The organism is Bacillus sp. 2205SS5-2, from assembly GCF_037024155.1.
In the GTDB taxonomy this organism is placed as follows: domain Bacteria; phylum Bacillota; class Bacilli; order Bacillales; family Bacillaceae_K; genus Bacillus_CI.
In genome coordinates, this window is record NZ_JAYKTS010000007.1 from 45,671 (window position 1) to 61,791 (window position 16,121).

At 37.0% G+C, this 16,121-nt stretch carries 13 protein-coding genes; 9 read left to right on the plus strand and 4 right to left on the minus strand.

Features of this window, described 5'->3' with window-relative positions; genetic code table 11:
- Positions 1 to 424: 424 nt before the first annotated feature.
- From U8D43_RS06885 to U8D43_RS06895, 3 genes are all read left to right on the plus strand, one after another.
- Complete coding sequence (locus U8D43_RS06885; RefSeq protein WP_335870441.1) at positions 425 to 1,756, plus strand: cytochrome ubiquinol oxidase subunit I; 1,332 nt, start codon at positions 425 to 427, stop codon at positions 1,754 to 1,756.
- A gap of 52 nt (positions 1,757 to 1,808) precedes the next feature.
- Complete coding sequence (locus U8D43_RS06890) at positions 1,809 to 2,822, plus strand: cytochrome d ubiquinol oxidase subunit II (RefSeq protein ID WP_335870442.1); 1,014 nt, start codon at positions 1,809 to 1,811, stop codon at positions 2,820 to 2,822.
- 73 nt (positions 2,823 to 2,895) lie between these two features.
- Entirely contained in the window at positions 2,896 to 3,552 is a 657-nt protein-coding gene (locus U8D43_RS06895; RefSeq protein ID WP_335870443.1) for a potassium channel family protein, read from the plus strand.
- 499 nt (positions 3,553 to 4,051) lie between these two features.
- Here the strand turns inward: U8D43_RS06895 and rnjA are convergent, their stop codons facing one another.
- Both rnjA and U8D43_RS06905 read right to left on the minus strand, forming a co-directional pair.
- Positions 4,052 to 5,719 (minus strand): ribonuclease J1, encoded by a 1,668-nt coding sequence (gene rnjA, locus U8D43_RS06900; protein ID WP_335870444.1) that lies wholly within the window; start codon positions 5,717 to 5,719, stop codon positions 4,052 to 4,054.
- A gap of 7 nt (positions 5,720 to 5,726) precedes the next feature.
- Complete coding sequence (locus U8D43_RS06905; RefSeq protein ID WP_335870445.1) at positions 5,727 to 5,933, minus strand: DNA-dependent RNA polymerase subunit epsilon; 207 nt, start codon at positions 5,931 to 5,933, stop codon at positions 5,727 to 5,729.
- Positions 5,934 to 6,434: 501 nt separating this feature from the next.
- Between U8D43_RS06905 and U8D43_RS06910 the strand changes: the two genes are divergently transcribed.
- A complete protein-coding gene (locus tag U8D43_RS06910) occupies positions 6,435 to 7,208 on the plus strand; it encodes a Cof-type HAD-IIB family hydrolase (RefSeq protein ID WP_335870446.1) in 774 nt (257 codons plus the stop codon).
- A gap of 525 nt (positions 7,209 to 7,733) precedes the next feature.
- On the opposite strand, the gene def is transcribed toward U8D43_RS06910, so the two are convergent.
- Positions 7,734 to 8,288, minus strand: coding sequence for a peptide deformylase (gene def / locus U8D43_RS06915; RefSeq protein WP_335870447.1), 555 nt, complete (start codon positions 8,286 to 8,288; stop codon positions 7,734 to 7,736).
- Positions 8,289 to 9,141: 853 nt separating this feature from the next.
- Between def and U8D43_RS06920 the strand changes: the two genes are divergently transcribed.
- From U8D43_RS06920 to lpdA, 5 genes are all read left to right on the plus strand, one after another.
- Positions 9,142 to 9,798, plus strand: coding sequence for a YkyA family protein (locus U8D43_RS06920; protein WP_335870448.1), 657 nt, complete (start codon positions 9,142 to 9,144; stop codon positions 9,796 to 9,798).
- 652 nt (positions 9,799 to 10,450) lie between these two features.
- A complete protein-coding gene (gene pdhA / locus U8D43_RS06925) occupies positions 10,451 to 11,566 on the plus strand; it encodes a pyruvate dehydrogenase (acetyl-transferring) E1 component subunit alpha (RefSeq protein WP_335870449.1) in 1,116 nt (371 codons plus the stop codon).
- 3 nt (positions 11,567 to 11,569) lie between these two features.
- Positions 11,570 to 12,547: an alpha-ketoacid dehydrogenase subunit beta gene (locus tag U8D43_RS06930; protein ID WP_335870450.1), complete on the plus strand. Its 978-nt coding sequence runs from the start codon at positions 11,570 to 11,572 to the stop codon at positions 12,545 to 12,547.
- A 76-nt stretch (positions 12,548 to 12,623) separates the two neighbouring features.
- Positions 12,624 to 13,964, plus strand: a complete 1,341-nt coding sequence (locus tag U8D43_RS06935; RefSeq protein WP_335870561.1) for a dihydrolipoamide acetyltransferase family protein — start codon at positions 12,624 to 12,626, stop codon at positions 13,962 to 13,964.
- 4 nt (positions 13,965 to 13,968) lie between these two features.
- The gene (gene lpdA / locus U8D43_RS06940; protein ID WP_335870451.1) at positions 13,969 to 15,378 is read left to right on the plus strand and encodes a dihydrolipoyl dehydrogenase; all 1,410 of its coding nucleotides are present in this window, start codon (positions 13,969 to 13,971) and stop codon (positions 15,376 to 15,378) included.
- Positions 15,379 to 15,535: 157 nt separating this feature from the next.
- Here lpdA and U8D43_RS06945 read toward each other — a convergent pair whose 3' ends face one another.
- On the minus strand, positions 15,536 to 15,910 hold the full coding sequence (locus U8D43_RS06945) for a hypothetical protein (RefSeq protein WP_335870452.1): 375 nt from the start codon (positions 15,908 to 15,910) through the stop codon (positions 15,536 to 15,538).
- Positions 15,911 to 16,121 lie beyond the last annotated feature (211 nt).

Genomic DNA, 16,121 nt, shown 5'->3' on the forward strand with positions numbered 1-16,121 from the left:
TAATGGGGGCAGTTATAAAAAAGTCTAATTTTAAGATTCATGATAAGAGTACAAACGATCGGATTAAACTAAAACGGACTGGGCATGGTTTTCGCCCGGTTTTTCTTGTTATAAGATAGATGTCTTGCCATTTTTTATAAGAAGCCATAGACATTGAATTTGAAAATGTAAACCAAGCAGTGATTGGGGTAGCCTGGGTCTTATAACTCTCGAAAAAATTCAAAAGATAGGAGCATATTTTTTAGTCCGGTCTAAAAAAATTCTTATCTATGAAGTTCAGAGAAACTAAAATATTAAGATGGGAACATACATTTGTGATAAATGTCACAGAAAATTCATGTTCATCTCTTCACAATGTAAAGTAAAGGCTTTACAATGAGTATAGAGTGTTATGTATTAAAGTATGGGGTAAGGAGGCTATTATATGGAATTTGATAGTGTCATATTAAGTAGAATGTTGACATCAACAACGCTTGCATTTCATATTATTTTTGCAACTATAGGTGTAGGTGTACCTGTGATGATTGCCATTGCAGAGTTCATGGGAATAAAAAATAACGACCGCCATTATTTATTGTTAGCTAGAAGATGGGCACGAGGATTCACGATTACTGTGGCAGTAGGTGTTGTAACCGGAACGGCTATTGGCTTGCAGCTATCTTTATTATGGCCAAGTTTTATGCAAGTGGCCGGACAAGTGATTGCTCTTCCATTATTCATGGAAACCTTTGCCTTTTTCTTCGAAGCCATTTTTCTAGGAATATATTTATATTCATGGGATCGATTTAAGAATAAGTGGATCCACTGGATCTTGAATATTCCTATTATGATTGGCTCATCTGCTTCGGCATTGTTTATCACAACCGTGAATGCCTTTATGAATACGCCACAGGGATTTGATTTAGTTGATGGGAAAGCGGTCAATATTGATCCAATCGCAGCAATGATTAATCCAGCAACGCCAACTAAAGTATTACATGTGTTAACAACTTCATATATGACAGCAGCCTTGATATTAGGAGCGTTAACAGCCTATGCAATCTTGAAAGGAAGTCGTAGTGAATACCATCGTAAAGCGCTTCGCTTAACCATGGTTGCCGGTTTTCTTTTTGCAATCGGTACAGCTCTGGCAGGGGACCTGTCGGCCAAATTTTTAGCTGAATACCAACCTGAAAAGCTAGCCGCTGCAGAATGGCATTTTGAAACAGAATCTAATGCAGATCTCATACTATTCGGTACGCTAGATGAAAACAATGAAATTCATAATGAAATTCGACTTCCAAGTTTCCTCAGCTTTTTGGCTGGAAACTCTTTTGATACTGAAGTAATTGGGCTAAATGATTTTCCACAGGATGAGCTTCCACCGCTATGGATTCATTATATGTTTGATTTAATGGTCTCTATTGGATTTTTCAGTTTATTTATTACCTTTCTCTTTATTCTTACATGGAAAATAAAGAAGTGGAATGAATGGTGGAAACCACTTTTATGGGGAATCGTAGTAAGTGGTCCATTAGCTATGCTTGCCATCGAGTTTGGTTGGATTTATGCGGAAGTAGGCAGACAACCTTGGATACTCCGAAATTACATGAAAGTAGCAGAAGCCGCCACAAAGGCTGATGGGGTTGGGTTGACCTTTATATTATTTGTGTTGTTATATATATTGCTGGCGATCATCACAGTGTTTGTACTGATAAAGATGTTTAAAAACAAGCCAGCAGATGTGGAATTAGAACAACGTTTTCCAATAAAGTAATGATGAGAGAGGCGAGAAAATCTCGCCCCGCTCTTAGATAGGAGGGGTTCGGTTGAGTCTTGAAGTATTAGGAATCACTGTCTTATGGATTTTCTTATATGGCTATCTCATTGTAGCATCAATTGATTTTGGAGCAGGATTTTTTGCCTTTTATGGGAAGGTAGTCGGAAAAGATCATATCTTAAATGGTCTAATTAGTCGATATCTATCTCCAGTTTGGGAAGTAACAAATGTCTTTTTTGTCTTCTTTTTTGTTGGATTGGTCGGTTTTTTCCCTGACACAGCTTACTATTATGGTACAGCATTATTAATACCAGGGAGCATAGCCATTATTCTCTTAGCTATTAGAGGATCGTTTTATGCGTTTGGAAATTATGGATCAAAGAATAATATTGTGTTTTTGTTTTTGTACGGTGCAACTGGCTTGTTAATTCCAGCATCACTCTCTACAGCACTTACGATGTCAGAAGGTGGCTTTCTACAAGTTTCAGAGGATAAAGTGAATTTCCTAGCAAAAGAGCTATTTTCCAGTCCATATTCATGGAGTGTTGTAGGTCTCTCGATTGTTTCTGTTCTGTTTATTTCTGCTTCATTTTTAACATTTTATGCGGACCGAGCAGGGGATCAGCAATCGAAGGCTGTTTTAAGGCAATTTGCATTATTTTGGAGTCCGCCTACGATAATTGCATCACTACTAGTATTTGTTGCATTACGCGAACATAATTTAGAACATTTTATGAACGCAATTGAGATTTGGTGGATGTTTGGATTAAGCTTGCTTTTCTTTGGCATCGCTTCTTATTTAATTTATAAGCAAAAAGCATATGGACTTGCATTTATTGCTGTCATGCTCCAATTCTTCTTCGCCTTTTTTGGGTATGGTGCTTCTCACTTACCTTATATCTTGTACCCATATATTACACTTGAATCTGGCGTTACAAACCCAACTATGGGCGCAGCGCTAGTAACCGTATTTATTGCAGGATTGTGTTTGCTAATCCCTTCTCTCATTTTACTCATGCGCTTATTTTTATTCGATGCAGATTATGTGAAAGGAAATAAGTAGGTTTGCCTTTTAATTTAGTATAAGTATGCTAAAATAGTGGAAAAGTGATCACTTCAATTGTGGGGGAATAGCTGTGAATAAAGAGTTTGTAGTCATAGGCTTAGGCCGTTTTGGTGGCAGCATCGTTCGTGAGTTAGCTGAACAAGGCATGGAAGTGATGGCAATAGATAAAGATGACGATAAAGTGAACGAATACTCTGCTATTGCGTCACATGCGGTAGTTGCTGATTCTACAGATGAATCGGTATTAAAAAGCTTAGGGTGCCGTAATTTTGATCACGTCATTGTGGCCATAGGTGATGATATTCAAGCAAGTATCTTAACAACGTTGATGTTGAAAGAAATTGGTGTTGAAAACATTACCGTAAAAGCACAAAATGATTATCATGAAAAGGTCCTTCGCAAGATCGGAGCGGACCACGTCGTTCATCCAGAACGAGACATGGGAAAACGGATTGCTCATAATATCGTTTCTAATAATGTATTAGATTACTTAGAGTTATCTGACGAACATTCAATCGTAGAAATTGTTGCCAATGCTCATTTAGCTGGTAATTCACTGATTGATTTAGATATTCGAGCGAAATATGGAATAAATATTGTTGCCTTTAAACGTGGAAATGAAGTGATTGTTTCACCTCAAGCTGAAGATGTAATTCGTGTGGGAGATGTGTTAATCGTCATTGGAGCAGATACTGATATAAATCGTTTTGAAAAAAAAGTTTTATAGAGATTTTTAGAGAAACCCTACCTGTATCATGCAGGTTTTTTTTATCGCAAGACTGACTTCTAGGTTGCTTATACAGAGAATGTAGTTTTCGAACAAGATGCGTTTCTTTATGATGTTGCCTTTTAGCTCTATTTTTGCAAGCTCTTTGTATAATAAAAGGAATATTTAGGCTAGGCTAAATCATAATTGGAATTTAAACGAAGTATTTTCACCTATGAAACAATTCATTTAATTGCCAGGATATCATTATAGGAGTTCGAACATCAGTTCTAAAGATTAGATTACCATTATGGTCGCCTACCATCAAATACCAACTCTATTTTGGAGTACTTCTTGTAGGGAATTTACAGTAGTTAATTTAAGGAGAACTCTTTGTTTCTCTCAGAGGAGATAAGTTAAGGATAGGCGTAAGAGGTTTGATTGATTAATTTCAATGAATACAAGGATTGACTAGACGAAAAAGCAAAAACACCTAGCTCACAAGCTAGGTGTTTTCTCGTTACACTTCCATAATGATTGGTAAAATCATTGGACGTCGTTTCGTTTTCTCATATAAGAAGGGAGCTAATGTATCTGTTACTTCATTTTTAATTTCAGACCATTGAGTGGTCTTTTTATCAAGTAATTTGTTCAAATGCTTAGAGATTAGGTTTTGTGCTTCGTTGATTAAATCTCCAGATTCTCTCATATAAACAAATCCTCGCGAGATTAGATCAGGTCCTGATGCTATTCTAAATTCATTCATGTTCATGCTAACGACCACAATCACTAAGCCTTCTTCGGAGAGAATACGACGATCACGTAATACAATGTTTCCGATATCGCCGATTCCACTTCCGTCAATATACACATTACCAGAAGGGATCTTCCCTGCTACACTAGCTTTATCAGCACTTAGTGCCAATACTTCTCCGTTATCCATAATGAAGCAATTCTCTTCTAATACACCACAGTCAATCGCGTGTCTTGAATGCATCTTTTGCATCCGGTATTCTCCGTGAATTGGCATAAAGAATTTTGGTTGCATTAAGCGAAGCATTAGCTTTTGCTCTTCTTGACCACCGTGGCCAGAAGTATGAATATCGCTAAGTGAGCCATGAATGACTTCTGCTCCGGCTCTGAACAATAGATTAATGGTACGGTTAACACTAATTGTATTTCCAGGAATCGGTGATGAAGAAAATACGACAGTGTCTCCTGGCTGAATTTGTATTTGTCGATGCGTACCATTCGCGATACGGGAAAGGGCAGCCATTGGTTCCCCTTGACTTCCAGTACATAGAATCGTGACTTCATTCGCTGGGAGGCGATTAATTTGGTTCGATTCTATAAATGTATCTTTCGGTGCCTGGATGTATCCTAGCTCTTGACCTATTCTAATCGCGGATTCCATACTTCTTCCGAAAACAGCGACTTTTCTTCCGTGTAGGACAGCCGCTTCGATTACTTGTTGAAGACGGTGAATATTGGATGCAAACGTAGCAAAAATAACGCGACCGTCTACTTTACGAAAGATATCATGAATGCTTTCACCAACACGTCGCTCTGACATGGTGAAATTAGGCACTTCACTGTTTGTGCTATCAGATAATAAGCATAATACGCCTTCTTTTCCGATTTCAGCCATTTTCGTTAAGTTAGCTGGTTCGCCCACAGGTGTAAAATCAAACTTGAAATCACCAGTATGAACCACGTTTCCAGGTGGAGTTTTCACAACAATTCCGTATGAATCAGGAATGCTGTGAGTCGTTCTGAAGAAGGTCACTGACGTTTTTCTGAACTTGATAACATCGTCTTCTTTAAACACATGCAATTCTGCTGTACGAAGAAGTCCATGTTCTTCTAGTTTGTTTTTAATTAACCCAATTGCTAGTTTCCCACCGTAAATTGGAATATTAAGTTGTTTTAATAGGTAGGGTATTCCACCAATATGATCCTCATGACCATGTGTAACAAATAAACCTTTGATTTTATCTGCGTTTTTGACTAAGTAAGTATAGTCAGGAATTACATAATCGATGCCAAGTAATTCGTCCTCAGGAAATTTTATCCCCGCATCAATTAAAATGATTTCGTCTTGAAATTGTACGCCGTAAGTATTTTTACCGATTTCGCCCATTCCGCCAAGGGCAAAAACTGCTGTTTGGTCGTTCTTTACAAATTTCATAAATTAATTAATTCTCCACTGCATAATTTGGGTTTTGTTTTTCATATTCAAGATAATCCTCTTGAACAGATTGAATAAACTCGATGTTGTAAGGACGGTCTTTTAGGCTTAGGCGTACATCGCGTTCTGAATCGGCTTCGACGTAAATGGTTTTAGTGTTTTCGCGAACAGGTGCTTCCTGTTTGCTTTCTTGGAAATAGACTTTAAATATCATTTCTTTCTCTCCTTATCCGTTTTCAATATAACTTTTTCTATTATATAAAAAGTAATCAACTTTTTCATGTATTATCAACATGATTTCATTAAATATTCTTTATATGTTGTTAAAAAAGGTATGTAAAATTCTAGTTACTTTGTGTTGCTAAGACTTATTTAAGTCAAAGGTGATCATAAATAAGAAGAAGCCCTCCTAAACGTTAAGGGCTTACACATTTAAGCAATTGTTTTTTTTCTGAGTAAGTCTTTCCACTGTTTAAGCAGCTTCTTACGCAGCTTTTTTAACATGGTAGATCACTCCTTAATAGTCATTTTAACTATTTTCTTCCTTAAAGTAAAGGTTTAGAAGGCTTCAATCGCTTTAGATGGTTATAGTATGTGCAGGATTCTAGATTCTATCAGGTTGTTAAAAGGTAACAGCTGGAGAAGAATTGACAATTCTCTTGATTAGGTTTACGGTAAGTCCTGAACAGGGGAAATTAGCTTAAAGGAGTTTAGAATGATGAGTAAGATTGTGTTTTTTGATATAGACGGTACTCTTTTGGATCACGAAAAAAATCTTCCGTCTACTACTAAAAAAGCCATAAAACAATTGCAACAAAATGGAACGTATGTAGCAATAGCGACAGGTAGATCACCCTTCATGTATGAAGCTCTGCGCAAAGAATTGGCTATAGAATCGTTCGTAAGCTTTAATGGGCAATATGTCGTTTTTGAAAACAAAGTTATTTATAAAAAACCGCTTCACCCAAACTCACTTGAGGCATTAGTTGGCGATGCACGAACAAAATCCCATCCAGTCGTTTTTTTAAATGAGAAAACAATGAGAGGAAATACCCCTCATCACCCATTTATTGAAGAAAGTATGGGAAGTTTAAAGTTTACTCATCCAGATTGTGATGAACAATTTTACCAGGACAAAGAAATATATCAATCATTACTATTTTGTGAAGCGGAAGAAGAGAAATTCTATCGACAAAAGTATAGAGACTTCCATTTTATTCGCTGGCATAATTATTCAGTAGATATTTTGCCAAGTGGCGGTTCAAAAGCAGAAGGAATTAAACAAATGATTTCCAAATTAGATTTTTCACTTGATGAAGTCTATGCATTTGGCGATGGATTGAATGATATCGAAATGATCCAATCGGTCGGTACAGGGGTAGTAATGGGGAATGCATCAGATGAATTGAAAAAATATGCAGATTTCATTACAAAAGATGTGTCAGATCAAGGAATTCCATATGCTTTGCAAGAGCTTGGATTAATTTAATTAGATTGTTATCACTGAGTTTATTGCTTGTCGTATCAGTCTAAAAATGGTGATATAGATATGTTTTTGGGTATTTCTTCGTCTATTTTAGGTGGAAATCAGCAGAAAGCTGGGTGGTTCCTTCTAAAATAAAATGAAACAATCATAAAGTATATGGCGATGCGCCTTTAACTGAAATGCAGTTAACTATATTGAAAGTAAAAGACTAGCAGACAGGCTTATAGTTTTTCCGAAGAGTTAGAATTCAGATGACTTAAAAAGATTTTGTGTCTCGTTCTAGGTGCTTTCAAATTGTTTTTAAAAGGCTGTTTTTGCAAAGTTTGTGGCTTTTCAAATCAGTTTACCATCTATGATATAGCTTTGTTTCGGGCATCATTTCGTTTATTTTTGAGGGAGATAAATTGTGAAGTGGAAGATTTAATCAAAAATATGATGAAATAGCCTCAGTGTATACGAAAAGAGCCTCAAAAAAATATTCTCTGAATTAGCAGGCATAGAAAAACGAGCGATTTTTCGCTCGTTTTTTTACCTCTCAACTGGTGTAGCATCATTTAAGGGTTGTAGTGGGTTGTTTTGGTCAATGAGGTCGTAAAACATAATGCCGTTGAGATGATCAATTTCATGTTGAAAAACAATAGCAGGTAGTCCTTTTAATCTCAACTTCACTTCATTTCCTTTAATATCATACCCTTTTACGGTTATTCGGGCATAGCGCGGGACATATCCTGGAACAGGTCTGTCAACAGATAAACAGCCTTCTCCACTTGTTAAGTACGCTTTTTCAATTGAATGACTGACAATTTTAGGGTTAAATAAGGCCTGCTCGTATTGATTTCCTTTCCCATCTGTTACAGAGACCGCAATCATTTGTTTTGAGATATTGATTTGTGGTGCAGCTAATCCAATACCTGGACGCAAACCGTATTTGTCAGCTTTCTCAGGGTCTTGGCTATTCTGTACATATTGCAATAAATCATGAAGAACCTGCTGGTCATCTTGAGAAGGAGGCAAAGGCACTTGGTCTGCAATTCTTCTAAGGGCGGGGTGACCTTCACGGATAATATCTTTCATGGTAATCATTTACTTCCCTCCAGGTTTTCAATACTTCTCAATTGTATAGTCTAACAAATTGGCATTGAAAAGTTAACTAATGTATATTAATGATTGAATTCGCACTAGTCCATAAATGTCGATAGGGAGAGACTTCAGATGATTTTTACGTATCAATTTTAGACACGTTGAATGGAATAAAGTGGGTTTCCGTTTATTTTAAGGACAACAGACGAAAGGTATCCTAAACCTCCATAGCGGGCGATCCACCACCGTCAAACATAAAAAAATATTTTTTCCCAATTATGGTTTAAGACTGTTTTTGGGGGATAAGTTTAATATTTAAGTGATTCCTGAATACTCCATTTTTTTCAAAGTAGGTCTCACAAAAATTGTGGATATTCGAATCGGTTTATCATCTATGATATAGCTTTGTTTATGTCATGGTATCGTCTATTTTTGTTGGAAATCAACAATGAAATGGAGGGTTTAATTAAAAATTGATGATACAGCGACGATAGAAACGCAAAGAGCCTTTTCAAAGAACTATATTAATGGCTGAATTCGCAAAGGAGGCTATATATCATAGATCTTAGCGAAATATTTTCACGTGAAAAAATCGCTTTTGGGGCATTTCTAGTGTTTTTTGAACGAAATCAAGGTAAAAATGATGGAATTCATTGATTATTAATTTAAATAGGATCAATGTAAACTAAAAGAGAACCAATAAAAGAAATGAATGCAGAGTCATAACCGACGTACTAATAAGATAAACTGAGAAAAAGACAATTAACTATTTTTAACGGCATCTGATAGGATTTATATTGTCATTTAATGGAGCTACCTTTATAGTTATTAGTGTAAAGAATAAGGGGGATTTTTTGTGAAAAAAGTGTATATGGGTGTATTATTTTTTCTATCTATTTTGATGCTGAGTGGGTGTTTTGGAGGCCAAACGGCTGAAGAAAAAATGTATGAAATTATGGAAGAGACGGTTCAGAAGGAACAACCTTTTCAAGAAGTTCAACAACCACTTGCTGAACTTGAAAAGAAGGAACAAGAAATCTTCGGAAATGTTATTTCATTAGGAATGAAAGAATATGATCAAATTGTAGAGCTTTCAGACGAAGCATTAATAAATATTGCTGAACGTACTGAAAAATTTGAAATCGAAAAAACCGCTTTAAAGGATGCCGAAGACCATTTTAATTCAATGAAAGATATTGTAGGAGACATTGAAGATGATGAGCTGAAAAAACAGGCAGAAGGATTGATGACCATAATGAATGACAGGTATGAGCATCATGACAAACTGGTAGCAGCTTATGAAAAAGGACTAGAACTGGATCGGACATTGTATGAAAATTTGAAAAAAGAAGACTTAACGATGGAAGAACTGGAAAAACAAATTACTGATGTAAATAAGTCCTATGAAGAAATTTTTAAAGCAAATGAAGCTTTTAACCAAGAAACTGAAAAATTTAATGATAAAAAACTATCTTTTTACGAATCAGCCAATATCGAAATTGTAGAAGAATAAAAAGAGGCTGGGGCAGAAGTATTTTAGCCAAAGAAAAACCCGAACTATCATGCGGAATTCTAATTTAGAGTTTCGTAATAGTTTGGGTTTTTTATTTATATCGCTGAATTAAATTTAAAATTATTCGGCTTTAAGAATGGTCAATTTAGATATGTCCCAGCCTCTTTTTATTTTTGCGGAAATAAGGAGAGAGTTAGATAAATCAGTTTGACATTTGTTTCTTTGTAGTGGGTTATTAGTAGACTGTTGACCTGCTGAATGGCAAACGTAACAGATTAAGGCTACATTTAGATTTAATACTAATACAGGTTGTATATGTCTAATAATACAGATGTAATATTTATCTAGTTAGTGAAAAGATAATTATTAAAAATAAGAAAGATATTCTTTAGTGTTTACTAATTGACTTTCTTGATTTTAATATTGTAAACTATGAATCGAGCACACATTATTGTATTAGTGGGTTTTTATGAATCAATGATACAGTTTTTAATTGTGAATTACTCATAGTATAGGTTTTCTTTTGCCTGTAATGTGGAAAAATAATAGAGATCGTCCGTTATGAATTGTGGTAATTCGTAAATTTTATGGGTATCCTATTTCTGTATGAAAATATTTAAATTTTAGTGTATGAAAGGAAGAGGTGAATTGCATGGCTTCTAAATCTAAGAAGGCAGAATTCGATGCAGTAAAAACGCTCGAACATATCGAAAAGCAATTTGAAATGTTTCAAATATTGAATGAAGAAGGCGAAATTGTTAATGAATCAGCAATGCCATCATTGTCTGATGACGAACTTCAAGAATTAATGAGACGTATGGTATATACGCGGATTTTAGATCAACGTTCTATCTCTTTAAATCGACAAGGACGTTTAGGATTCTACGCTCCAACAGCAGGACAAGAGGCTTCTCAAATCGCTTCTCACTTTGCGTTAGAAAGTGAGGATTATGTCCTACCAGGCTATCGAGATGTTCCACAAATTATCTGGCACGGTCTACCTCTTTATCAGGCGTTCTTGTTTTCTCGGGGACACTATCAAGGGAATCAAATTCCTGAAGGTGTTAATGTTCTCCCACCACAAATTATTATTGGGGCACAATGTGTTCAAACAGCAGGTGTTGCACTAGGCTTGAAAAAGCGTGGAAAACAAGCAGTAGCAGTTACATATACAGGTGACGGTGGATCTTCTCAAGGAGATTTCTATGAGGGGATTAACTTTGCGGGTGCATATAATGCTCCAGCTATTTTCTTCGTTCAGAACAACCAATTTGCGATTTCAACACCGCGTGATAAACAGACAAAAGGGAAGACAATTGCGCAAAAAGCTGTATCAGCAGGGATTCCAGGGATTTTAGTAGATGGAATGGACCCTCTTGCAGTTTATGCAGCAACTCGCGAAGCGCGTAATCGAGCGGTAAACGGAGAAGGTCCAACACTGATTGAAACAATGTGTTATCGATATGGACCACATACAATGGCTGGTGATGATCCAACTCGTTATCGCTCTTCAGACATGGACACAGAATGGGAGAAAAAAGATCCACTTGTTCGTTTCCGTAAATTCTTAGAGAAATCAAACCTTTGGAATGAAGACAAAGAGAATGAAGTAATTGAACAAGCAAAAGAAGACATTAAAAAAGCGATTAAAAAAGCTGATGATGCACCAAAACAAAAAGTGACGGATTTAATGTTAAATATGTATGAAGAAATGCCGTTTAACTTAAAAGAACAGTATGAAATCTTTAAGCAAAAGGAGTCGAAGTAAGCCATGGCGCAAATGACAATGATTCAAGCGATTACCGAAGCACTGCGTACGGAGCTGAAGAACGATGAGAACGTTCTTGTATTTGGTGAAGACGTAGGTTTAAACGGAGGAGTCTTCCGTGCGACTGAAGGTCTTCAAAAAGAGTTCGGCGAAGATCGTGTATTCGATACACCGCTTGCTGAGTCTGGTATTGGAGGATTAGCAATCGGGTTAGCTTTAGAAGGGTACCGCCCGGTTCCTGAAATTCAGTTCTTCGGTTTTGTATTTGAAGTAATGGATTCTGTAAGTGGACAAATTGCTCGTATGCGTTATCGTTCAGGTGGAAGCTATCACGCCCCAATTACCATTCGCTCTCCATTTGGAGGCGGTGTTCATACTCCAGAACTTCATGCGGACAGCTTGGAAGGACTAATGGCTCAACAACCAGGTTTAAAAGTGGTTATTCCTTCGACACCTTACGATGCTAAAGGACTATTAATTTCCGCAATTCGTGATAATGATCCTGTCATTTTCTTAGAGCATATGAAATTATATCGTTCATTCCGTCAAGAAGTTCCAGAAGAAGAATATACGATTCCACTCGGAAAAGCAGATATTAAACGTGAAGGAACAGATTTATCGATTGTCGCTTATGGGGCAATGGTTCATGAATCTATTAAAGCGGCAGAAGAGTTAGAGAAAGAAGGTCATTCTGTTGAAGTGATCGATCTTCGTTCAATTGTTCCTTTAGATATTGAAACAATTATTTCATCTGTTGAGAAAACAGGTCGCGCTATCGTCGTTCAAGAAGCGCAAAAACAAGCGGGTATAGCAGCAGATGTTGTCGCAGAAATTACAGAGCGCTCCATTTTAAGTCTTGAGGCTCCAGTATTACGTGTTGCAGCACCAGATACTGTGTATCCATTCTCGCAAGCTGAACCTATTTGGCTACCTAACTATAAAGATGTCCTTGAAACTGCGAAAAAAGTTTTAAATTTCTAGCAATATTAATTGGAAGGAAATCACGTCCTTCCTCTTCCTAATTTATTCGAACTACATTACAGGAGGTTGAATGTCCTTGTCATTTCAATTTAAATTACCCGATATCGGTGAAGGTATCCATGAAGGTGAAATCGTTAAGTGGTTTGTTAAACCAGGCGATAAAGTAGAAGAAGACGATGTGCTTTGTGAAGTACAAAATGATAAAGCGGTCGTTGAAATTCCTTCTCCAGTTGCAGGTACTGTAGAGGAAGTCCTTGTTGAGGAAGGAACAGTAGCGATCGTTGGTGATGTCCTAATAAAGTTTGACGCTCCAGGTTACGAAAACTTAAAGTTTAAGGGCGATCACGAAGAAGATGACAACCAAACGGAAGAGCAGGTTCAAGCTACTGCAGAAACTGGACAAGATATAGAAAAAGCTGATGCGCCTGAACAAAAAGAAACAACTGAGGCTGTAACAGAGGAACTAAATACGAACCGTCGTGTGGTAGCGATGCCTTCTGTGCGTAAATATGCTCGCGATAAAGACATTAAAATCCAACAAGTTACAGGCACAGGTAATAATGGTCGAGTTCTTAAGTCTGACATCGACACCTTCCTAGAAGGTGGAGCAACTTCTGAATCAACTCAATCAACTAAGCCAAGTTCTGTACAAGAGGAACCTAAAACAGAGACACCTTCAAAACAAAAGACAGCTCCTATTGTTTCTGAGGGTGAGTACCCAGAAACTCGTGAGAAAATGAGTGGAATTAGAAAAGCTATTGCTAAAGCGATGGTGAACTCTAAACAAACAGCACCACATGTCACCCTAATGGATGAAGTCGATGTAACTGAACTATGGGCACATCGCAAAAAGTTTAAAGAAATTGCAGCAGAAAAAGGGATTAAATTAACTTTCTTGCCTTACGTTGTTAAAGCGTTATCAAGTGCATTAAAAGAATTCCCTGTTTTGAATACGTCTATTGATGATGCTGCAGGCGAAATCATTCAAAAGCATTACTATAATATAGGAATCGCTGCTGATACTGATAAAGGACTTCTAGTTCCTGTAGTAAAGAATGCGGATCGCAAATCCATGTTTGCCATTTCTGATGAAATTAATGAGCTAGCGTCAAAAGCACGTGATGGTAGATTAGCTCCTGCTGAAATGAAAGGTGCATCTTGTACTATTACAAATATTGGTTCTGCTGGTGGTCAGTGGTTTACCCCTGTAATTAATCACCCTGAAGTAGCAATTTTAGGAATTGGTCGAATTGCGCAAAAGCCAGTCGTTAAAAATGGTGAAATTATTGCTGCACCTGTGTTAGCATTATCATTGAGCTTTGATCATCGAATTATTGACGGTGCGACAGCTCAGAATGCACTTAATCATATTAAGCGTTTGTTGAACGATCCAGAATTATTATTAATGGAGGCGTAATGCTATGGTAGTAGGAGATTTTCCAATTGAAACAGATACTCTCGTCGTAGGAGCAGGTCCTGGTGGATATGTAGCAGCAATTCGTGCTGCTCAACTCGGACAAAAAGTAACAATCGTGGAGAAGGGGACTTTAGGTGGTGTATGTCTAAATATTGGATGTATCCCTTCAAAAGCATTAATTTCTGCAGGACATCGCTATGAAACAGCTCAACATTCTGAGGACATGGGAATCACTGCTGAGAATGTAAAAGTGGATTTCTCGAAAGTTCAAGCTTGGAAATCAAGTGTTGTAAATAAATTAACAGGCGGCGTTGAAGGATTGTTAAAAGGAAACAAAGTTGACATCGTACGGGGAGAAGCCTATTTTGTTGATGCGAATACAGTACGTGTAATGGATGATAATTCAGCACAAACGTATAAGTTTAAGAATGCGATTTTAGCAACGGGATCTCGTCCAATTGAAATTCCAACATTTAAATACTCCAAACGTGTGTTAGATTCAACGGGTGCGTTAGCATTAGAAGATATTCCAAGTAAATTGGTAGTAATCGGTGGTGGATACATTGGTACTGAATTAGGGACAGCGTATGCCAACTTTGGGACCGCTGTAACCATTCTAGAAGGTACAGATGAAATTCTTGGCGGTTTCGAAAAACAAATGTCTTCTATTGTAAAGCGTAACTTAAAGAAAAAAGGCGTTGACATTGTTACAAAAGCAATGGCTAAAGGCGTGGAAGAAACTGACTCTGGTGTTGTCGTAACCTATGAAGTGAACGGAGAAAGCAAAACCGTCGAGGCTGATTATGTGTTAGTGACTGTCGGGCGTCGTCCAAACACGGATGAACTAGGTTTAGAGCAAGCAGGAGTTGAGCTAACAGACAGAGGTGTCGTGAAAATCGACAAACAATGTCGTACAAATGTTTCTAATATCTTTGCGATTGGTGACATAGTAGAAGGCCCTCCACTTGCTCATAAAGCTTCTTATGAGGGTAAAATTGCTGCTGAAGTCATTTCTGGAGAAAAATCAGAGATTGATTATCACGGTATTCCTGCAGTTGTATTCTCAGAACCTGAACTAGCCTCAGTAGGCTATACAGAAAAAGAAGCAAAAGAAAAAGGTATTGAAGTAGTTGCAGCAAAATTCCCATTTGCAGCAAATGGCCGTGCACTAGCTCTTAATAATACTGATGGATTCTTAAAACTTGTCACAAGAAAAGAAGACGGATTAATTATTGGAGCTCAAATTGCGGGAGCAAGTGCTTCAGATATGATTGCGGAATTAGGTCTTGCAATTGAAGCGGGAATGACAGCTGAAGATATTGCCATGACAATTCATGCTCATCCTACTCTAGGCGAAATCACAATGGAAGCAGCAGAAGTAGCAATGGGTAGCCCTATTCATATTGTTAAATAATGAATAAATAAAACGATGTCTATAAATAGGCATCGTTTTTTCTATGCTGTAATACATATTTAAGAGAGTCTTTTCCGAGTTATTCTTAAAGGAAGACTTTCCCTTTTATTCGGCTTCAGTCAAATGGATTGAGGTATCTACCACGGTTACATCAAGCTTATTTGACCGTATCAAGGACAGCACTTATGGGGTGGATTATGTCTTCTTTTGAAGATTGAAGTCCATCAATTTTATAGATGATTGTGTGATCAACTATGATGACGAGAGCTGGATAAGAATGGTTAATGGACTGTTCTTTTGTTTTCATCTCAGGATTAACTACTTTCATTTTCTTCAGTTGTTCAGGATATTGACGCTTAAGTTCAATTAAGGCATCGTAATAGGGACTTTCCTTATGTAATTCTTGTTCATTTGAGTAAAATAGAATGTGGTTTTCTTCAAAAAGTTCGGTCGTTAAATTGTTCGTGCTTTGACTTACAAAACAAGCACAAAAGAGTATGATACCTATTAATATGGGAGAAAAGACTTTCATGGAAACTCCTCACTTCTGGAATCAAAATGTAAAAAAATGTCTTCGTTATTGTCTATAATAGCACATAATGAGATTGAATCTATCCGGGTAAACAATTTGTTATGAAAATGAAAAGTAGTAATACAATTCGTAAAAAAATACAAGCAGGAGACGGGGAGGGTGACAACGTTTTGAAAACAGGATTATGGAATTTAGTTCGGTAGTGGAAACG